Below are 18,195 nucleotides of genomic sequence, written 5' to 3' on the forward strand. Positions count from 1 at the left end.
GGGGCGGACGCTCATAGCGTGAAGGCATGGCTACGACGACTCTGCGTGACCTCAACGGCTTCGACCAGACCCCGGCCTCGCTCGCCGGCTCGACCCTGATCCTCATCGACTACCAGAACACCTACACCCGCGGCGTGATGGAGCTGGCGGGCTGGCAGGCCGCGCTGGACGCGGGCGCCGAACTGCTGGCCCGAGCGCGCCGCGCGGGCGCGACGGTCGTCCACGTCGTCAACGACGGCGGGGCGGGCACTCCGTACGACATCCGCGAGGAGATCGGCCAGATCCATCCGAAGGTCGCGCCCGCCGAGGGCGAGGCGGTGGTCGTCAAGCAGGTCCCGAACGCGTTCCACGACACCGATCTGGCCACGCATGTGGACGCCGCCGGGAACAAGGACGTGATCATCGCGGGCTTCATGACCCACATGTGCGTCGTCTTCACCGCCCAGGGCGCCTTCCTGCGCGGCAACCGGCCCACCGTCGTCGCCGACGCCTGCGCGACCCGGCCGCTGGGCAGCGCCGTCGCGGAGGTCTCCGCCGAGCAGCTCCACCTCGGCGCGCTCGCGACGATCGAGGACCTCTACGGCGTCGTCGTCCCGTCCACGGCGGACCTCGGCTAGTCCGCCGCCCCGACCGAATCCGCCCGCCCCGGCCACGGGGCGGGCAACCTTTTGCGCTTCCCGGACTTCCTAATGTCGGGGGATCATCCCTCCTTGCCGTGCTGGACGAGAGAGGTTGAACGGGGATGACGGAGCAGGACGACTGGGAGCGGGAATTCGATCACCGCTGGGCGAATTCCGCCGAGCACAAGGAGCCCTCCGCCCGGGCCCGGATGCTCGCCGCGCGCTGGAAGGACAACCCGCCGAACCCGGCGCCCTTCCGGGCCGACGCCGAACCGGTGCCGCGCCGGTCGTCGTGGGCGTCGACGGCCATGGTCTTCGGCTGTGTGGTCGCGATCATGGTGCTGATCGGGCTGGTGCAGTACAGCTCGGCCGGCTAGGACGCGTACCGGACGGTCCGGGACACAGCGCGACAGCCGGGGACGCACAGGCACGTTTTGCTGCGCCTAGGGCCGTTCGCAACCATTTCATGGGAGTCGGCAGGTGCACACTGGACAGCGGGACGAGTGCCTGACTGCGGGGTGATGCAAGATGCAGAGCCGCTTCCGGAGCGATCGACGGCTGACCGTGCGCATGGGACTCACGCTGTTCCTGCTCGGTCTGCTGTACGTGGGCTTCATCGCCGCGTTGATCACGCTGCTGAAGTCCTGGGTGCTGGTCGTCGTGCTGGTCGGAGCGATGTTCGTGGCGCAGTTCTGGTTCTCCGACCGGATCGCCATGTTCGCGATGCACGGACGGGTCGTGGAGCGGGAGGAGTATCCCGAGCTGCACGCGGTGGTCGACCGGTTGTGCGCCATCGCGGACATGCCCAAGCCGGTCGTCGCCGTCTCCGAGATGGACATGCCGAACGCGTTCGCGACCGGCCGCAATCCCGACCACGCCGTGGTCTGCGTGACCACGGGCCTGTTGCGCCGGCTGGAACCGGCCGAGCTGGAGGGCGTGCTGGCGCACGAGCTGTCGCACGTGGCGCACAAGGACGTCGCCGTGATCACGGTCGCCTCCTTCCTCGGCGTGCTGGCGGGCCTGATCGTCCGGTTCGCCTTCTACTCGCAGGTCTTCGGCGGAGGGCGCCGGGACCAGAACACGGCCGCCGTGTTCGCCGCCGTCCTGGGCGTGTCCGCGGCGGTGTACGCGATCAGCTTCCTGTTGATCCGGGCACTGTCGCGGTACCGGGAGCTGGCGGCGGACCGGGCGGCGGCGCATCTGACCGGGCAACCGTCGGCGCTGGCGTCGGCGCTCACCAAGGTCTCCGGCGACATCGCCCGGATCCCGACCAAGGATCTGCGCACCGCCCAGGCCTTCAACGCCTTCTACTTCACGCCGGCCACCGGCAAGGAGCCCGGCATCGAGCGGTTCTTCTCCACGCACCCGACCCTGGAGCAGCGGCTGGAGCAGCTGGGCCGGATCTCGGCGGAGCTGGGCGAGGCCGCCACTCCGGGAAAGGCGGGCTGACCCCCATGGCACTGCGGAAGGCGGGCTGAGCGTTGGGGCTGCTGGACATCCTGCTGGGCCGTACGAAACCGGTCGCGCCCGATCTCGACCAGCTCTTCGCGCTGCCGTCTGCGGCCGTGACCCTCCAGGCCGCGGCCGGTTTCACACCGACCGGGACGGGGGCGGTGTGCTTCGCCACCGTGGAGGGGGCCGCCTTCGAGCAGACCCGCCGCGAGGTGCAGGCGCTGCTGGACGCGGACTCCGAGCGGTGGAGTTCCCCCCGCTCGGCCGAGGCCGGGAGCGGGGGAAGCCCGCCGGTGGAGCTGCGGCGGGACGACTACGGCTACTCCTGGCTGGTCTCCACGCGCGGCCCGGAGCAGCTGCCGGAGCTGGTCAACGATCTGCACGCGGTGAACAGCGCGATGGAGGTCAACGGCTTCGGTCCGCAGCTGCTCTGCTCACTGGCCGCCTTCACCGACGACGCCGACCGCAAGCTGGCACTGGTCTACCTCTACAAGCGCGCCTCGTTCTACCCCTTCGCCCCGCTGCCCGGTGGCGCCGAGCGCCGCGACAGCGCGCTGGAGCTGCAGGTGAAGGCGGCGCTCACGAACGATCTGCGGATCGAGCAGGATCTGAGCCGCTGGTTCCCGGTGTGGGGCGCCCCCGGTCTGTGACCGGGGACGCCCTCGCTCACCTGCTCTTCTCACGCTCCTGCCGGCGGGCCTCGAAGGGGTGCTCACGGCGGTAGCGGCGCTCCCACCGGGCCTGCCGGTCCCGGCGCTCGCGGTAGGCGCGGTAGCTGTCCGGCGGGGGCGGGGTGCCCGCGCCGGGGGGTGGTGTGCCCGGGGAGCGACGCCCCCGCGTCGCGTACAGGTACAGCAGCGCGACGGCGGCGAGCCACCACAGATGGTTTCCGATTCCGAGGATCACCAGGACGACGGTCCCGGACGCGACGATGCCACGCATGACGGACCTCCTCCGTGAGGTGAGGGTGGCTGGGGTGGAGTGTGTCGGCTTCGTGCCGTTTGTTCAGCGTAGGGACGCCGCCACCCCACCCGCACCCCGTTTTCCGTCCGGCGACGGCCTGCCGTGAGTGAATGGCTCCATGACCGAACTCTCCGGTTTCACCTACGACTTCGACGGCGAGCGGCTCAGCGGGGTGAGCGCCGGACCACCGGGCCGGGCCACGGCGGTGCTGCTGCACGGCGCGGGCAACGGCAGCAAGGAGCGGCTGCTGCCCCTGCTCACCGAGTTCGCCGAGCGCGGCTGCCGTGCCCTGGCGTTCGACTTCTCGGGCCACGGCGAGAGCACGGGCTCCCTCGCGGAGCTGAGCCTGCGCCGACGGTTCGAGCAGGCGGTGGCGGTGCTCGACGCGCACGCCCCGGCGGACAGCCCGCTGGTCCTGGTCGGATTCAGCATGAGCGGCCAGACGGTCGCCGATCTCGTACGGCACTACGGCGCCCGGGTGGCGGCCGTCGGTCTGTGCTCGCCCGCCGTCTACGCGCCCGAGGCTTGGGACGTGGCGTTCGAGAACCGTCAGGGCCGTTTCAGCGAGATCATCCGTACGCCGGACGGCTGGCGGAGTTCGCTGGCGCTCAAGGCCCTGCGGGCGTACCCGGGCCGGGCGGTACTGGCGGTCCCCGGTACCGACGCGGTCATCCCGCCGGCCGTGACCGAGGCCGTACAGGAGGCGCTGTCGGCACGGGCCCGCTACTCCCGCTTCGAACTTCCGGACGCGGGGCACCGGTTGGGCCTGTGGTTCCATGACCACCCCGGGGACCGGCGGGAGTTCGCGGCCCTCGTGCTGGACGGCTCGTGCGGGCAGGAGCCGCTGACGGCCGCGGCGGCCCGGCCACGGCCGTAGACGGGCACGCCGGGTGCCCCCGAGAGCACGGGGCACCCGGCGCCGGCGCCGGAACCGGTGTCGGTGTCAGCGGTTGTAGCGCATGAACGCGCGCACCATGTGACAGGTCGTGTCCGACGGCGGGCGCATGCCGATCTCCTGCGCCGCGCTGCGGATCTTCTCGTCGCGGGCCTGGGCCGGCTGGTAGACGCCGGAGTCGAGCAGGGCTATGGCGAGGCGCATGGCCTTCAGCCGGCGGTTGTGGGTGACGTACCACTCGCGCGGCCGTCCGGCCGGCAGCGGCCGCTTCGTCATGGGCTCGTAGGGCGAGTCGAACAGCACGGGGTGCTGGGCGGTGGACTGGGTGGGCAACGGCTTCGGCTTCAGGGCGGCAGCGGGCACAGGCATCCTCCTGTCGCGGTCAGGGCATCGGCCGGACAGTCCGGCGACACCCTCGAACACTGCTTCTATTCTACGACCCACCACTGACAAAAGCCCCTGGCCACAAGGGCTTTCGGGGCCTCCGTGACAGGGGGTGCCAAGGAGTTTTCGCGTACCGTGGGCCGCATGGAAATCTGGATCAATCCGGCCTGCTCCAAGTGCCGCAGCGCCCTCGGCCTGCTCGACGCCGAGGGGGCCGAGTACACCGTCCGCCGCTATCTGGAGGACGTGCCGAGCGAGGACGAGATCAGGGCCGTGCTCGGCCGGCTGCGTCTCGAACCCTGGGACATCACCCGCACCCAGGAGGCGATCGCCAGGGAACTGGGGGTCAAGGACTGGCCGCGGGAGGAGGGCTCCCGCGACCGGTGGATCGCCGCGCTCGCCGAGCACCCCAAGCTGATCCAGCGGCCGATCATCACCGCCGACGACGGAACGGCCCTGGTCGCCCGCTCCGAGGACGCCGTACGGGAGGCCCTCGCACACAACAAGGGCTGAGCGGCACTCAAGTCCGTTGTGACGCAGGTTACTTCACCGACTCCTGCGACAGCTGAGTCACCCTGTTCGGCATCTCGTACATAGCGGCGTACGCTCCCCCTACCTCTTCAGGAGGCGCGCATGTCGCGCAGGAGAACTCTCGGCACGAAGAAGAAGATCGCGCTGCTCGCCAGTGCCGCGGCGGTGGCGGGCGGCGGAGCCTTCGCGCTGGCCACGACGTCCAACGCCGCGCAGCCCGCGCAGGGTGCGAAGACCCTCTCCGCCGGGGACTCGACCGTCTGCCAGGGATTCGCCACCGCGCTCGGCAACAACGAGCGCTTCATCGCCGGGCAGCAGGCCGCCCCGGACTCCCAGTCGGCGGCCCGGATCGCCAACCGGCAGGCGGTCATCGCCCAGATCAAGGTCCAGCAGAAGGCCGCCGGATGCACCGTTGGGGAGTCGGCTCAGGACTCCCAGGCGGGGCAGCCGAGCGCACAGCCCTCGCAGACCGGCGCCACCGGGAACGCCACCGGGAACGGAAACGCCGGTGGTGCCGCGGCGGGCAACGCCGGTGGTGCCGCGGCGGGCTCCGGCCAGCAGGTCTGCAAGGGCTCCACGGTCACGCTCTCCGGCGAGGGCGGTGCCCCGGCCGCCTCCAGCGGCCAGTTCCCGGCGGGTACGACCCTGAAGGTCACCAACCTGGACAACAGGAAGTCCACGACGGTGAAGGTCACCTCGGTGTCCGGCAGCTGCGTGCTGCTGAACAACGCGGCCTTCGAACAGGTCCGCGAGCCCGGCAAGTTCCTCATCCGCCGTGCGCTGATCGAGAAGGTGGGGTGAGACCCGGCCGGCGACCGCACGGGGGTGGCGGTCGCCGGCCGGCCGGGCGCTCGGGACGGCGCCGCCGCCACCGGGACCGCCGCCGAGGGCGTGCCGCGTGAGGCGCACCACACAACCGCCAGGTAACACGGGGTTCACACAAGAGCAACGGACGGGAAATCGCCTGTTGCCAGGCTGCCGGGCAGATCGACACGGCGCCCCGGTGCCGTAGCGCCGCAACACCCGCACCGAGTGCGCCCGACCACCCCCGAAGGAAGTGGCCCCGTGACCTTCAAGGCCGAGTACATCTGGATCGACGGCACCGCGCCGACGGCCAAGCTCCGATCCAAGACGAAGGTCATCACGGGTGCCCCGGCCGGTCTCGACGCGCTTCCGATCTGGGGCTTCGACGGCTCCTCCACCAACCAGGCGGAGGGCCACTCCTCGGACTGCGTGCTCAAGCCGGTCTTCAGCTGCCCGGACCCGATCCGCGGCGGCGACGACATCCTGGTGCTGTGCGAGGTCCTCGACACGGACCTGACCCCGCACCCGTCCAACACGCGGGCCGCGCTCGCCGAGGTCGCCGAGCGGTTCGCCGCGCAGGAGCCGATCTTCGGCATCGAGCAGGAGTACACCTTCTTCGACGGCACCCGCCCGCTCGGCTTCCCCGAGGGCGGCTTCCCGGCCCCGCAGGGCGGCTACTACTGCGGTGTCGGCGCCGACGAGATCTTCGGCCGCGACGTCGTCGAGGCCCACCTGGACAACTGCCTGAAGGCGGGCCTGGGCCTCTCCGGCATCAACGCCGAGGTCATGCCGGGCCAGTGGGAGTTCCAGGTCGGCCCGCTCGCCCCGCTGGAGGTCTCCGACCAGATGTGGGTGGCCCGCTGGCTGCTGTACCGCACCGCCGAGGACTTCGGCGTCTCCGCGACCCTGGACCCGAAGCCGGTCAAGGGCGACTGGAACGGCGCGGGCGCGCACACCAACTTCTCCACCAGGGCGATGCGCGAGGGCTACGACGCGATCATCACCGCGTGCGAGTCGCTCGGCGAGGGCTCCAAGCCGCTGGACCACGTCAAGAACTACGGCGCCGGCATCGACGAGCGCCTCACCGGCCTGCACGAGACCGCCCCGTGGGACCAGTACACCTACGGCGTCTCCGACCGCGGCGCCTCGGTCCGCATCCCGTGGCAGGTCGAGAAGGACGGCAAGGGCTACATCGAGGACCGCCGCCCGAACGCCAACGTCGACCCCTACGTGGTGACCCGTCTGCTGGTGGACACCTGCTGCTCCGCGCTGGAGAAGGCCGGCCAGGTCTGATCCGTCCCGTCGCGACAGGGGCGCCCGCCGTGACGGCGGGCGCCCCTGTCGCGTCCGCCGCACACCTGCCGTTCTCCGCGCCGGCGCTCGGCTCAACACCCCTTGTCCGCATGGCGAGACGACGCACCGGATCGGCCGACCGGTGGAAGCCGCTGATCAGGGGCGTATGTGCCGCGCCGGGACGGCCGCAACGTCAACTTCACGCCAAGGAAGCGTCCAAGCAGTGAGAGAAGGGTCCTGCTCGGCGCCGGTGTCTGCTTCAATGGGCCCATGGCCAGCTTCCAGAAGATCACCGCGACGGGTCGCCATGACCTCGAGCCCTTCTGGCCCTCCCGTCAGCACCACGACTTCGACCGGGTGTGTTGCCGCGCGACGAACGCGCGGGCCCTCTGAAGCCGTAACCCCCGGCCTTCGGCCAGCGCACAGCGACGTACGTCCTCCGACGCGCCCCGACCACGAATCGCGGCCGTCGCCCCGACCGGCGAACTCCCTGCGCGAAAGAGCTGACCTCTCATGGCGACCTCTCGTTCCTTCTCCTCCACCTCCCCGCTGACCTCCCCCGCCCGGCACCGGCTGCGCGCCGTCGACCGGGACGAGGTGGCCGACGTCGCGGACATCCTGCCGCCGGGCGCCACCTGGCTGCCCGCGCCGCCGCACACCCTGCCCGCGCTCCCCGGCCGACCGCCGATGGTCGGCTATCTGGTGCTCGTCCCGGCCGACCAGCGGCCGCCGTTCCTGCCTGTCGCGGTGCCGGACCAGCCCGAGGCGGCCCCGGACGCGATCGCCGCCACGGTCACGGGCACCGACGCGGGCACGCCCGCGGGCATCGGCACGGACACCGAGCGGCTGGTGCGGATCGACTCCGCGCGCCGCACCGCCAGCGTCGACGGCCGTGAACTCGACCTCACCTACCTGGAGTTCGAGCTGCTCGCCCACCTGGTCGCGCATCCGCACCGGGTGCACACCCGCGACCAGCTGGTCACCACGGTGTGGGGCTACGGCCATGTCGGCGACGGCCGCACCGTCGACGTGCACGTCGCCCGGCTGCGCCGCAAGCTGGGCGCCGAGCACCGCCGGACGATCCAGACGGTGCGCCGGGTCGGCTACAAGTACACCCCGCCCACCGGCCGCTGACCCTCCGCCGCTCTGCCCTCGGCAGAGTCCCCTGCCCTCGCGCGCCCCGAGCGGGCACGATCACCGGTATGAGACTTCTGGTGCTGGGCGGTACGGAGTTCGTGGGGCGGGCGGTCGCCGAGGCCGCGGTGGCGCGCGGCTGGGAGGTGACCGTCTTCCACCGGGGACGGAACCGACCCCCCTGCGGGGTGCGGTCGTTGCACGGCGACCGCACCGCTCCCGACGGCCTCGCCGCCCTCGCCGCCGACCCGGGCGGCTGGGACGCCGTGGTCGACACCTGGTCGGCCGCACCGCGTGCCGTGCTCGCCGCGGCACGGCTGCTGCGGGGCCGTGCCGCGCGGTACGTGTACGTCTCCAGCCGGTCGGTGTACCGCTGGCCCTGGCCTTCGCTGGGCGGGGACGGCTCGGCCGGGGCGTTGGTCGAGGGGGCCTTCGCCGACGCCGGGCAGACCGAGTACGCGCAGGACAAGCGGGGTGGCGAGCTGGCCGCCGTCGAGGACTTCGGCGAGGAGGGCTCGCTGCTGGTGCGGGCCGGGCTGATCCTCGGCCCGCACGAGAACGTGGGCCGGCTGCCCTGGTGGCTGACCCGGATCGCCCGCGGCGGCCCGGTACTGGCTCCCGGGCCGCGCGAGCTGCCGGTGCAGTTCATCGACGCCCGCGATCTGGCCGGCTGGCTGCTCGGCGCGGTGGAGCGGGGGCTGAGCGGGCCCTACGACCTGATCGGCCCGCCGGGTCACAGCACCATGGGCGAGCTGCTCGACCTGTGCGTCCGGGTCACCGGCGCGGACGCGGAGCTGCGCTGGACCGCCCCGGAGGCGATCCTGGCCGCCGGGATCGAACCATGGACCCAGCTGCCGGTGTGGACGCCGCCGGACAGTGAGCTGCACGACTGCGCCCATCGCACCGACGTGTCGCGGGCGCTGGCCACCGGACTGGTGTGCCGTCCGCCCGCGAGGACCGTCGCGGACACCTGGCGCTGGCTGACGCAGATCGGCGGCGCCGCCCCGCTGCGGCCGGACCGGACGGCCCCCGGTCTCGATCCGCGGGTGGAGGCGAAGGTGCTGGCCGAGGCGGGCGGCGCGCGCCCATCCGCGGTCGACGGCGCGGCCGGGGGTGTACCTGGCACCACCCCCCAAGAGGCGGCCTCGGACGACTGACGCGCGCGGGCGGCTCGGCGAGACTGGCGGCATGAACACCGACACGAAGAGCCGCGGCCTGCGCAGCCGGGCCCGGGAAGTGCTGCTGGCCGCCGTGCAGGGGCTGGTGCTGACCCTGGTGGTGCTGCCCTGCGGGGTGGCGTTCCTGGTCCTGACCCTCCTCTCCGTCGCGCTCGTCCCGCTCGGTGTCGGGCTCGTCACCACGCCGGCGGTACTGACCGGTGTACGGGCGCTGGCGGACGCCCGCCGCAGGCTCGCGGCGCAGTGGTGCGGGATACGGATCCCGGCGGCGTACCAGCCGCTCCCCGAGGGCGCGGGTCCCTGGACGCGCACCTTCGCGCTGCTGAGGGACCCGCAGGTCCGGCGGGACGTGCTCTGGCTGCCGGTGGACATCACCGCGGGCTTCGCCACCGCGTTGCTCCCGGCCCTGCTGGTGTTCTACCCCGTCGAGGGATTCATGCTGCCCGCCGGGCTGTGGCGGGCGTACGTACCGGCCTCGGGCGACGCCTACTGGTACCTCTTCGTGCCGGTCACCGGCGAAGGGACCGCCCTCGTCGCGGCCCTGCTCGCCGCCGTGCTCCTCGCCGTGGCCGGGCGGCTGGCCCCGCGCCTGCTGACCGCGCACTTCCAGCTCACCCGGGCCGTGCTCGGCGGCGACGCGGAACTCGCCGAGCGGGTCCGGGTGCTGACCGAGACCCGGCGCGACGCCGTGGACACCTCGGCCGCCGAGCTGCGCCGCATCGAGCGGGACCTGCACGACGGGGCGCAGGCCCGGCTGGTCGCCATGGGCATGGACCTCGGCACCATCGAGATGCTGGTGGAGCACGACCCCGCGCAGGCCAAGCAGCTGCTCGCCCAGGCCCGCCGGAACTCCGTCGAGGCGCTGGAGGAACTGCGCGACCTGGTGCGCGGCATCCATCCGCCGGTCCTCGCCGAACGCGGGCTCGGCGACGCCGTACGGGCGCTGGCGCTGCGTCTGCCGCTGCCGGCCGAGGTGGGCGTGGAGCTGCCCGGCCGCGCGGACGCGCCGGTCGAGTCGGCGGCGTACTTCGCGGTCAGCGAGGTGCTCACCAACGCCGTCAAGCACTCCGGCGCCGACCGGGTCCGGGTCGATGTGCACCACGCCGAGGGCCGGCTGCGGATCACGGTCACCGACAACGGCAAGGGCGGCGCGGTGATCGGCACGGGGTCGGGCCTCGCCGGGGTCGTGCGCCGGCTCGGTACATTCGACGGCGTCCTGGCCGTCAGCAGCCCCGTCGGCGGCCCCACCCTGGTGACGATGGAGATCCCGTGCGCGTTGTCCTAGCCGAAGACCTCTTCCTGTTGCGCGACGGGCTGGTCCGGATGCTTCAGGCCTTCGGCTTCGAGGTCGCCGCCGCCGTCGAGACCGGACCCGAACTCACCCGTGCGCTGGCCGAGTTGGAGCCCGACGTGGCCGTGGTCGACGTACGGCTGCCGCCCACGCACACCGACGAGGGCCTGCAGTGCGCGCTCGCGGCCCGCAGGGCGCGGCCGGGGCTGCCGGTGCTGGTGCTCTCCCAGCACGTGGAGCAGCTGTACGCGCGCGAGCTGCTCGCGGACGGCACCGGCGGGATCGGCTACCTGCTGAAGGACCGGGTCTTCGACGCCGAGCAGTTCATCGACGCCGTGCGGCGGGTCGCGGCCGGCGGTACGGCGATGGACCCGCAGGTCATCCAGCAGCTGCTGTCGCGGCGGGCGGCCGGCGACCGGCCGCTCGCGGGTCTGACCCCGCGCGAGCTGGAGGTGCTGGAGCTGATGGCGCAGGGCCGGTCCAACGCGGGCATCGCGGCCCAGCTGGTGGTGACGGAACGGGCCATCGCCAAGCACACCTCCAACATCTTCGCCAAGCTGGGCCTGGAGGTGTCGGACGACGACAACCGGCGAGTCCTCGCGGTCCTCGCCCATCTCGACCGGGATCGCTGACCGGCACCGCCGACCTGCCAACTCCCCTGTTTCTGCGAGGAATTTGTGAAACGGGTGAACACCTCTGAGGCGGCGTCCGTATGGATGGGCGCCGCTTCACTCCTGTCGGGCGCCTCGATGCTGCCCCGCAAGGAAGTCAGAGGAGTTCCATGGGACGCAACACACGAAAACGCCGTACGCCGCTGGCCACCAAGGCCATAGCCGCATCGGCGGCCCTAGCGCTCGGTGGGGGCGGGCTGATCTGGGCGAACTTCTACGCCTCGGCGCACGAGTCGAACAACCAGACGTGGGGAGGCAACCAGACGAAGGCCGCGACGGCGCAGGTCGCGACGGTCTCCTGCCCGGACGTCGGCCAGAAGCTGACGAACGTGCCCTGGCGGGCCCGCCAGGGCGTGGCGACGGAGCTGGCGAACCTCGACAAGCAGATCACCGAGGCCTACGCCCGGCTCGCCTCCACCCGGAACGCGCAGGCCAAGGATCCGAGCTTCGTGCAGAACGCGATCGTCGGCCCCCTCAAGGAGAAGCGGGCCGCGACGATCGACCGGATCCGGATCGACGTCCAGCGGGTCGGCGGGTCCTTCGACACCTCGCTGCAGCAGCTCGCCGCCTGTACCGCGCAGACCGCCGACCAGACCACCGCCGGGGGGCAGCAGAACGGCGGTGGCCAGCAGCAGAACGGTGGCGGCCAGCAGCAGAACGGCGGTGGCCAGCAGCAGGGCGGTCAGCAGCAGGGCAACAACGGAGGCCAAGGCGGCGACGGCCCGGCCGCGGCGGACTTCGTGGACATCACCCGGGTCGCCCCGAACGTCCAGGGCAAGCCGCAGAACACGGGCAACGCCTCGACGGGCACGTTCACCACGCGCTGCGGCGTGAACGCGAACCAGAACCACAACAGCGACAACGTGATCGTCGCGCCCGGTGTGACCAACGGTGCCCACCATGTGCACGACTACGTCGGCAACCAGAAGGTCAACGCGTTCTCCAGCAACCAGACGTTCCTGCAGGGCGGCAGCAGCTGCCAGAACCGCAACGACCTGTCGGCGTACTACTGGCCGGTCATCCGTCTGCAGGACGGCACCCAGGAGAAGGACGCGAACGCGGACGGCGGCGGCAAGGACCTCAACGTCGGCCGGATCCTGGTGGCCCAGCAGGCGCAGATCAAGTACGTCGGCAGCCCGGCGAGCAAGGTCGTCGCGATGCCGCAGTTCCTGCGGATCATCACCGGTGACGCCAAGGCCTTCACCAACGGCACGGCCAACGCCAACGCGCACTGGAGCTGCACCGGCTTCGAGAACAAGGTGCAGCTGACCACGCAGTACCCGATCTGTCCGCAGGGCAGCAAGGTGGTGCGCACGTTCGCCTTCCAGAACTGCTGGGACGGCCAGAACATCGACAGCGCCAACCACCGCACGCACGTGGCCTTCCCCGACCCCGCGAGCGGTGTCTGCCCGAACGGCTTCAAGGCGATCCCGCAGCTGACGATGCGCCTGGTCTACAACGTGCCGCAGCCGGTCGTCCAGAACGGCCAGGTGAAGAACGCGTACGCGGTCGACGGCTTCCCGGAACAGCTGCACAAGCCGATCACCGACCACGACGACTTCATCAGCGTCACGAGCGGCGGCCTGGCCAACAGGATCGCAAACTGCATCAACAGCGGCCGGAACTGCGCGTGACCACCCGAGCGTGACCACCTGACACGGGCCACGGAACGAGGCCGGTGACGGAGCCCCCCTCCCGTCACCGGCCTTTCCCGTGCCCGCGCCGGCCTCAGCCGCCGTGCGCGGAATGGGCGGCGTGGTTCGTGCCCGTCTCCACGTCCCCGCCGAGCGTGCCGCGCAGCGCCTTGACGACGCCGTCGTCACCGACGGCCACCCACTTGCGGCCGACGAGGTAGTAACCGCCGTAGTCCTTCGCGTCGTTGATCCACTCGCGCTGGCCGCGGTCGGTGGCGAAGGTGGCGAAGACGAACCTGCCGTCCGTGTTCCGGCAGATGGCCTGGCGGACCTCGTCGGAGTCGATCTGCATGTTCGGCCTGCACTTCACCTCGGCGGCCAGGCTCTCCAGGCTGCCGGTCGCGGCGGGCGGGACCGCCTTGGTGTCCGCGCCCGCGCCGCAGCCCGCCAGCGCCAGTACGGCCGCGGCGGCCGGCAGCAGTCGTGTCGCCCTCATCTGTTCCTCCGGTCCTGTGGGCCCAGCATGCCTCAGCTCCTTCGGATACGGCTGCGGACCGCCCCACGCTCAAAGGCGACGGCAGTTGCGCACGGCAACGACGGCCGGGCCGACCACTGAACCGGACGGATGAATCACCCATCCGGTGGTGACCAACCTCCGGCCCGCTCGTTTTCCCGGACGTGCAGTCACAGGATGTAGCCCAGCGTCACGCACCCGCCTCCACCGGACACCCCGGTCCCGTCGACGTCGAGCAGGCCGAGGCCGCGCTCGTCGAGCACTATCCACGGCTGGTCCGGATCGCCTACCTGGTGCTGCCACCCGGCCTCGGCCGCAGCCGCCGGGTGCTGACCGCGCACTCCCTCGCCCAGCGCTCCCTGCCCAGGGGGCGGACGCGGCAGTCCGTGATCCCGGCCCAGGTCTCCGGCGAGCAGGGCGACCTCGGGTACGCCTATCTGCGCGAGCGGGTCCTGTGCACGGCCCTGGAGGCGACCCGGCCCCGCAAGGGCCTGCCCCGGCTCTCCCAGCTGCCGCCGCTGCTGCCCCAGGTGTGGGGCCTTCGGCTGTTCCCGCGCTCGGGCGGTGCCGACGAACTCGCCCTGGACCAGCGGCTGTCCGCCCTGTCCGGGCCGGCCCGCGCCGCCTATGTGCTGCGTGGCCTGGAGCAGCTGTCCGACACCGAGATCCGGGAGCTGCTGACGGCCGCCGAGGTCGACGACGTGGGCGGCGCGCTGGCCGCGGCGTGCGGCGTGCCCAACGAGCCCGCGCTGCTCGCCTCCCCCGAGTTCGACCCCTGCCTGCTCCAGGCCCGGCCCACCGATCTGATGCGCCGCCGCCAGCACGGCAAGGCCGCACTGGCTGCTGCCGCGGCGCTCGCGGTGTGCGGGGCGCTGGTCGCCCTGCCCGGTGACGGCTGGGGCCCCGACGGCGCCGCCGCGCCCGTGTACGCGGGGAACCCGGCCGCCGAGGCCGCCCTCGACCCCGGCCGGCTGGTCCGGGTCTCCCCCACCGCCTGGCAGTCCGCCGCCCGTACCGACTTCTCCGCCTGGCCCACGCGCGGCCCGCTCGCCGGCGACACGGACCTGCTGCGCCGCGCCCTCGCCGTGTGGGCGCGTCCCGGCGCGGCGGTCCATGTCTCGGCCACCCCCGGCACCGAGACCGGCGGCCCGGCCGGCCCGCCCCAGCTGCTGTACGCGGGCCAGGTCGACAACGGCCGCGTGGTGGTGCTCTACGACGGTCTGCGCATCGTCCGGTACGCCGAGCCGGTCGACGGCACCCAGGGCGCGGCCCTCGACTTCGCCCGTGCCGACGGCGCGGGCGACGCCGAGGCGAGCGCGCTGGTGCTGGGCCGCTCCGACGGCAATGTCCAGTACCTGACCGCGCCCTGGGTGAAGAAGGCGGCCTCCCGGGACCTGATGAAGCCGGACGCGGGCGCGACCCCGCTGACGGTCACCGACGGCATCACCGCACCGCTGGCCAGCCCCGCGCTGCGCTCCGGCAGCTGCACCTCCTGGACGGTGCTGCAGCTGACCGGCGCCTGGGGCACCGAACTCACCACCGATCTCGGCGAGTTGATGCCGGCCCATCTCACGGCCGGCCCGCCCGGCTCGGCCGGCGAGGTGTCCGACGCCGCCGGGCGGACGGCCTGGGCGCCGTTCGCCTGCTCGCTGGCGGCGGAGCGCTCCGTCGGGGTGCGCAGCGTCAACGCCTGGACGTTCGCCGAGCAGCCGCTGCCCGACGGCAGCGGGGCGGCCGAGTGGATGTGCACCAGGGCCGAGACCTGGCGCGGCGACGGTACGGGCGCGCTGGCCCAGTTCCGCACGCCGGGCGGGCGGGTGGCGGCGGTGGTCGCCAAGGGCACGGACGCGCGGTCCTGCGGTCCGCGGGATCCCCATGCGCTCGCCGGGGTGCTGTGGAAGTCCGCGGCCGGGCACTGGTATCTGCTGGCGGCGGGCGACAAGGACACGGCGACGATCCAGGCGGGAGGCGGGGTCACCGCCGCCGCGCAGGGCCAGTTCCTGGTGGCGCGGGCCCGGCAGGGGGCGCGGGCCGCACTGAAGGGCACCCTGACGGACGGACGGGCGGTCAGCGGGTTGCACTAGCGGGTGTCGGACCTGGGAGGCGTCCCCGGACGAGCGGTTGCTGACATCTGCGTAAACAAGCTCTGCCGCAGGGGTTCTCAGCGGCACTACTCGCCAGTACATTGACGCCATGTCTAACACGCAGGCCCGGGTGCCGCTCAAGGCACGCAAGGTGTCCTTCTCCTGGGACGGCACGCCGCTGCACTGGGTGCCGGAGGACCCGTTCACCACGCACACCATCAATGTGCTGCACCTGCTGCTGCCCGCCGGTGAGCGGTGGTTCGTGCATGTGTACAAGCAGGTGCTGCCGTACATCCGCGACGAGCGGCTGCGCGAGGACGTCATCGGGTTCATCGGCCAGGAGGCGATGCACTCCCAGGCCCATGACGAGGTGCTGCCGCACCTGCGTGAGCAGGGGCTCGATCCGACGCCGTACACCGCCCAGGTCGACTGGTTCTTCGAGAAGCTGCTCGGTGACCGGACGCTGCCGCCGGGCAGGCCGCGCCGGTGGTGGCTGATGGAGCGGGTCGCGCTCATCGCGGCCATCGAGCACTACACCGCGTTCCTCGGCAACTGGGTGCTCAACGCCGGGGAACTCGACCGCCGCGGCGCCGACCCGACCATGCTGGACCTGCTGCGCTGGCACGGCGCGGAGGAGGTCGAGCACCGCTCGGTCGCCTTCGAGCTGTTCATGCATGTCGACGGCAGCTACAGCCGACGGGTGCGGACCTGGGCCACGGCGTTCTCGGCGCTGGTGTTCCTGTGGCAGCGCGGGACGCGGTTCTTCATGGAGAACGACCCGACCCTGATCGACGGCAAGGCGAGCTTCAAGGACTTCCACGTCCGCGGTAGGCAGGGCCTGCTCCCCACGACCGGGGACATGGTCAGGTCCATCCCCCGCTATCTGAGCCGCGACTACCACCCCTCGCAGGAGGGCGACACCGAGCAGGCCGTCGCCTACCTCGCCGCCTCCCCCGCGGCGACGGCGGCGGAGAAGAGGTCCGCCTGATGCCGAAGCTGCGTACCGTCGCGCTCCTCGCGGGCGCCGCCCTGCTGACCCGGCAGGCGCTGCGCCGCCGCATCCAGGTCTCGCCGCTGTGGCCGATGCCCGCGCTGGAGGAGCCCACCTCGGGCCGGCCGCGCTCGCGGGCGCTGCGGCTGCTGGTCACCTCGCACGAGACGGTGGCCGACGGGGTCGTCCGGCTCCGCCTGGAGGGACGTGACCTGCCGCGCTGGGAACCCGGCGCGCATCTCGACCTCGTCCTGCCGTCGGGGCTCGTGCGGCAGTACTCGCTGTGCGGCGACCCCGAGGACACCTCCTCGTACACCGTCGCGACCCGGCTGGTCGAGAACGGGCGGGGCGGCTCACGCGAGCTGCACGAGCAGGTGACGGAGGGCATGGAACTGGAGGTGCGGGGGCCGCGGAACCGTTTTGCGCTGGTCGAGGCTGATTCGTACGTCTTCGTCGCCGGGGGGATCGGGATCACGCCGCTCCTGCCGATGCTGCGGGCCCTTCCGGAGAACGCCGAGTGGCGGCTGCTGTACGCGGGACGCGGCAGAGCCTCGATGCCGTTCCTGGAGGAGGTGGAGAAACTGGGCGGCGACCGGGTGACCGTCGTGGAGGGGCGGCCCGATCTCGATGCGCTGGAGGTCGGTGAGGGGGCCGTCGTCTACGCCTGCGGCCCCGAGGGGCTCATGGCAGCCGTCACGGCACGCTTTCCCGACGTCCGCCTCGAACGGTTCGCGCCACGTACGTCGTCCGACGGCAACACCGCCTTCGAGGTCGAACTGCGGCGCAGCGGACAGACGTTGACCGTACCGGCCGACTCCACCGTGCTGGCCGCCGTACGCCGGGCACTGCCGGACGCCGCCTACTCCTGCGAGCAGGGGTTCTGCGGGACCTGCCAACAGCGGGTGCTGGCCGGGGAGATCGAGCACCGGGACGAGCTGCTGACGGACGCGGAGCGTGCCGATTCCATGCTGATCTGCGTGTCGCGGGCCCGGGGCGATCGTCTGGTGCTCGACATGTGATCACCTGCGGCCGAATTCGATCGGTAGGGTGTTCGCATGAGTACCGGGGTTCGCCGCAGATTGGGCGTCGAGGAGCGGCGGCAGCAGCTGATCGGCGTCGCCCTCGACCTGTTCAGCCGACGTTCGCCCGACGAGGTCTCCATCGACGAGATAGCGACGGCGGCGGGCATCTCCCGCCCGCTGGTGTACCACTACTTCCCCGGCAAACTCAGCCTGTACGAAGCCGCTTTGAAGCGTGCCTCGGAGGATCTCGCGAACCGCTTCGCCGAGCCGCAGGAGGGCCCGCTGGGCGCCCGGCTGCTGCGGGTGATGCGCCGCTTCTTCGATTTCGTGGACGAACACGGGCCCGGCTTCGCCGCGTTGATGCGCGGCGGACCGGCCGTGGGGTCTTCGGCCACCAACGCCCTCATCGACGCGGTGCGGCAGGCCGCCTATGAGCAGATGCTGTCGCACCTGGGCATCGTGGAGGCGCCCCCGCGGCTGGAACTGGTCGTCCGCTCCTGGATCTCGCTCGCCGAGTCGACGGCCCTGATCTGGCTGAACGGCCGACGCGTCCCGCGCGCCGAGCTGGAGATCCAACTGGTGCACGACTTCGCCGCGCTGGCCGCGGTCAGCGCCGCCTACGACGAGGACATGGCGGCCCTGCTGAAGAAGATGGTCAAGGACGAGCCGACCGACGGCCCCTTGGCGGACCTGCTCGGCCGGCTCATCGCCCTCGGTTCCTAGGTCCCGTCGAC

The 18,195-nt window shown here is 72.1% G+C and carries 21 protein-coding genes; 18 read left to right on the forward strand and 3 right to left on the reverse strand.

Annotation, left to right across the window (positions count from 1 at the left end; translation table 11 throughout):
- Positions 1–26 precede the first annotated feature (26 nt).
- From AQI95_RS15760 to pspAB, 4 genes are all read left to right on the forward strand, one after another.
- On the forward strand, positions 27–617 hold the full coding sequence (locus AQI95_RS15760; RefSeq protein ID WP_067123320.1) for a cysteine hydrolase family protein: 591 nt from the start codon (positions 27–29) through the stop codon (positions 615–617).
- Positions 618–742: 125 nt separating this feature from the next.
- Positions 743–997 carry an SCO2583/SCO2584 N-terminal domain-containing protein gene (locus AQI95_RS15765; protein ID WP_067123322.1) on the forward strand — a complete coding sequence of 85 codons (255 nt, stop codon included), beginning with the start codon at positions 743–745 and terminating at the stop codon, positions 995–997.
- Between the two features lie 151 nt (positions 998–1,148).
- Complete coding sequence (htpX, locus tag AQI95_RS15770; RefSeq protein ID WP_067123324.1) at positions 1,149–2,069, forward strand: zinc metalloprotease HtpX; 921 nt, start codon at positions 1,149–1,151, stop codon at positions 2,067–2,069.
- 32 nt (positions 2,070–2,101) lie between these two features.
- Positions 2,102–2,722, forward strand: a complete 621-nt coding sequence (gene pspAB / locus AQI95_RS15775; RefSeq protein ID WP_067123326.1) for a PspA-associated protein PspAB — start codon at positions 2,102–2,104, stop codon at positions 2,720–2,722.
- A gap of 16 nt (positions 2,723–2,738) precedes the next feature.
- Here the strand turns inward: pspAB and AQI95_RS15780 are convergent, their stop codons facing one another.
- Positions 2,739–3,014, reverse strand: a complete 276-nt coding sequence (locus AQI95_RS15780) for a hypothetical protein (protein ID WP_067123328.1) — start codon at positions 3,012–3,014, stop codon at positions 2,739–2,741.
- Between the two features lie 139 nt (positions 3,015–3,153).
- Here AQI95_RS15780 and AQI95_RS15785 point away from each other — a divergent pair, with 139 nt between their 5' ends.
- A complete protein-coding gene (locus AQI95_RS15785; protein ID WP_067123329.1) occupies positions 3,154–3,912 on the forward strand; it encodes an alpha/beta hydrolase in 759 nt (252 codons plus the stop codon).
- Positions 3,913–3,978: 66 nt separating this feature from the next.
- Here AQI95_RS15785 and AQI95_RS15790 read toward each other — a convergent pair whose 3' ends face one another.
- Positions 3,979–4,293 carry a hypothetical protein gene (locus tag AQI95_RS15790; protein WP_067123331.1) on the reverse strand — a complete coding sequence of 105 codons (315 nt, stop codon included), beginning with the start codon at positions 4,291–4,293 and terminating at the stop codon, positions 3,979–3,981.
- A 165-nt stretch (positions 4,294–4,458) separates the two neighbouring features.
- On the opposite strand from AQI95_RS15790, the gene AQI95_RS15795 reads away from it, so the two are divergent.
- From AQI95_RS15795 to AQI95_RS15830, 9 genes are all read left to right on the forward strand, one after another.
- The gene (locus AQI95_RS15795) at positions 4,459–4,827 is read left to right on the forward strand and encodes an ArsC/Spx/MgsR family protein (protein WP_067123333.1); all 369 of its coding nucleotides are present in this window, start codon (positions 4,459–4,461) and stop codon (positions 4,825–4,827) included.
- A gap of 120 nt (positions 4,828–4,947) precedes the next feature.
- Positions 4,948–5,646, forward strand: a complete 699-nt coding sequence (locus AQI95_RS15800) for an RlpA-like double-psi beta-barrel domain-containing protein (protein ID WP_067123335.1) — start codon at positions 4,948–4,950, stop codon at positions 5,644–5,646.
- 264 nt (positions 5,647–5,910) lie between these two features.
- A complete protein-coding gene (glnII, locus tag AQI95_RS15805; protein ID WP_067123337.1) occupies positions 5,911–6,942 on the forward strand; it encodes a glutamine synthetase in 1,032 nt (343 codons plus the stop codon).
- Positions 6,943–7,212: 270 nt separating this feature from the next.
- Entirely contained in the window at positions 7,213–7,335 is a 123-nt protein-coding gene (locus AQI95_RS49825; protein ID WP_023551297.1) for a hypothetical protein, read from the forward strand.
- 120 nt (positions 7,336–7,455) lie between these two features.
- Entirely contained in the window at positions 7,456–8,076 is a 621-nt protein-coding gene (locus AQI95_RS15810; protein WP_067123339.1) for a winged helix-turn-helix domain-containing protein, read from the forward strand.
- 68 nt (positions 8,077–8,144) lie between these two features.
- On the forward strand, positions 8,145–9,233 hold the full coding sequence (locus AQI95_RS15815) for an NAD-dependent epimerase/dehydratase family protein (RefSeq protein ID WP_208614185.1): 1,089 nt from the start codon (positions 8,145–8,147) through the stop codon (positions 9,231–9,233).
- A 31-nt stretch (positions 9,234–9,264) separates the two neighbouring features.
- Positions 9,265–10,539, forward strand: a complete 1,275-nt coding sequence (locus AQI95_RS15820; RefSeq protein WP_067123341.1) for a sensor histidine kinase — start codon at positions 9,265–9,267, stop codon at positions 10,537–10,539.
- Positions 10,524–11,177, forward strand: coding sequence for a LuxR C-terminal-related transcriptional regulator (locus AQI95_RS15825; RefSeq protein WP_067123343.1), 654 nt, complete (start codon positions 10,524–10,526; stop codon positions 11,175–11,177). The genes AQI95_RS15820 and AQI95_RS15825 overlap by 16 nt, the downstream gene beginning before the upstream one ends.
- Before the next feature lie 149 nt (positions 11,178–11,326).
- Entirely contained in the window at positions 11,327–12,850 is a 1,524-nt protein-coding gene (locus AQI95_RS15830; RefSeq protein ID WP_067123345.1) for a DUF1996 domain-containing protein, read from the forward strand.
- Positions 12,851–12,944: 94 nt separating this feature from the next.
- Here AQI95_RS15830 and AQI95_RS15835 read toward each other — a convergent pair whose 3' ends face one another.
- The gene (locus AQI95_RS15835; protein WP_067123347.1) at positions 12,945–13,346 is read right to left on the reverse strand and encodes a hypothetical protein; all 402 of its coding nucleotides are present in this window, start codon (positions 13,344–13,346) and stop codon (positions 12,945–12,947) included.
- Between the two features lie 182 nt (positions 13,347–13,528).
- Between AQI95_RS15835 and AQI95_RS15840 the strand changes: the two genes are divergently transcribed.
- The 4 genes from AQI95_RS15840 to AQI95_RS15855 all read left to right on the forward strand — a co-directional run bounded on the left by AQI95_RS15840 (position 13,529) and on the right by AQI95_RS15855 (position 18,184).
- The gene (locus tag AQI95_RS15840; RefSeq protein WP_067123349.1) at positions 13,529–15,448 is read left to right on the forward strand and encodes a hypothetical protein; all 1,920 of its coding nucleotides are present in this window, start codon (positions 13,529–13,531) and stop codon (positions 15,446–15,448) included.
- Positions 15,449–15,557: 109 nt separating this feature from the next.
- Positions 15,558–16,436, forward strand: a complete 879-nt coding sequence (locus tag AQI95_RS15845; RefSeq protein ID WP_067123351.1) for a metal-dependent hydrolase — start codon at positions 15,558–15,560, stop codon at positions 16,434–16,436.
- A complete protein-coding gene (locus AQI95_RS15850) occupies positions 16,436–17,458 on the forward strand; it encodes a PDR/VanB family oxidoreductase (protein ID WP_067123352.1) in 1,023 nt (340 codons plus the stop codon). Before AQI95_RS15845 ends, AQI95_RS15850 begins: the two co-directional genes overlap by 1 nt.
- A gap of 36 nt (positions 17,459–17,494) precedes the next feature.
- Positions 17,495–18,184 (forward strand): TetR/AcrR family transcriptional regulator, encoded by a 690-nt coding sequence (locus AQI95_RS15855; protein ID WP_107121658.1) that lies wholly within the window; start codon positions 17,495–17,497, stop codon positions 18,182–18,184.
- Positions 18,185–18,195 lie beyond the last annotated feature (11 nt).

The organism is Streptomyces yokosukanensis (assembly GCF_001514035.1).
GTDB lineage: Bacteria > Actinomycetota > Actinomycetes > Streptomycetales > Streptomycetaceae > Streptomyces > Streptomyces yokosukanensis.

Bases quoted from the DNA above. Each gene is read 5' to 3' on its own strand.
- AQI95_RS15760 (WP_067123320.1), top strand. From the start codon at position 27: ATGGCTACGACGACTCTGCGTGACCTCAACGGCTTCGACCAGACCCCG.
- AQI95_RS15765 (WP_067123322.1), top strand. From the start codon at position 743: ATGACGGAGCAGGACGACTGGGAGCGGGAATTCGATCACCGCTGGGCG.
- htpX (WP_067123324.1), top strand. From the start codon at position 1,149: ATGCAGAGCCGCTTCCGGAGCGATCGACGGCTGACCGTGCGCATGGGA.
- AQI95_RS15780 (WP_067123328.1), bottom strand. From the start codon at position 3,014: ATGCGTGGCATCGTCGCGTCCGGGACCGTCGTCCTGGTGATCCTCGGA.
- AQI95_RS15785 (WP_067123329.1), top strand. From the start codon at position 3,154: ATGACCGAACTCTCCGGTTTCACCTACGACTTCGACGGCGAGCGGCTC.
- AQI95_RS15795 (WP_067123333.1), top strand. From the start codon at position 4,459: ATGGAAATCTGGATCAATCCGGCCTGCTCCAAGTGCCGCAGCGCCCTC.
- AQI95_RS15800 (WP_067123335.1), top strand. From the start codon at position 4,948: ATGTCGCGCAGGAGAACTCTCGGCACGAAGAAGAAGATCGCGCTGCTC.
- AQI95_RS49825 (WP_023551297.1), top strand. From the start codon at position 7,213: ATGGCCAGCTTCCAGAAGATCACCGCGACGGGTCGCCATGACCTCGAG.
- AQI95_RS15810 (WP_067123339.1), top strand. From the start codon at position 7,456: ATGGCGACCTCTCGTTCCTTCTCCTCCACCTCCCCGCTGACCTCCCCC.
- AQI95_RS15815 (WP_208614185.1), top strand. From the start codon at position 8,145: ATGAGACTTCTGGTGCTGGGCGGTACGGAGTTCGTGGGGCGGGCGGTC.
- AQI95_RS15820 (WP_067123341.1), top strand. From the start codon at position 9,265: ATGAACACCGACACGAAGAGCCGCGGCCTGCGCAGCCGGGCCCGGGAA.
- AQI95_RS15830 (WP_067123345.1), top strand. From the start codon at position 11,327: ATGGGACGCAACACACGAAAACGCCGTACGCCGCTGGCCACCAAGGCC.
- AQI95_RS15835 (WP_067123347.1), bottom strand. From the start codon at position 13,346: ATGAGGGCGACACGACTGCTGCCGGCCGCCGCGGCCGTACTGGCGCTG.
- AQI95_RS15845 (WP_067123351.1), top strand. From the start codon at position 15,558: ATGTCTAACACGCAGGCCCGGGTGCCGCTCAAGGCACGCAAGGTGTCC.
- AQI95_RS15850 (WP_067123352.1), top strand. From the start codon at position 16,436: ATGCCGAAGCTGCGTACCGTCGCGCTCCTCGCGGGCGCCGCCCTGCTG.
- AQI95_RS15855 (WP_107121658.1), top strand. From the start codon at position 17,495: ATGAGTACCGGGGTTCGCCGCAGATTGGGCGTCGAGGAGCGGCGGCAG.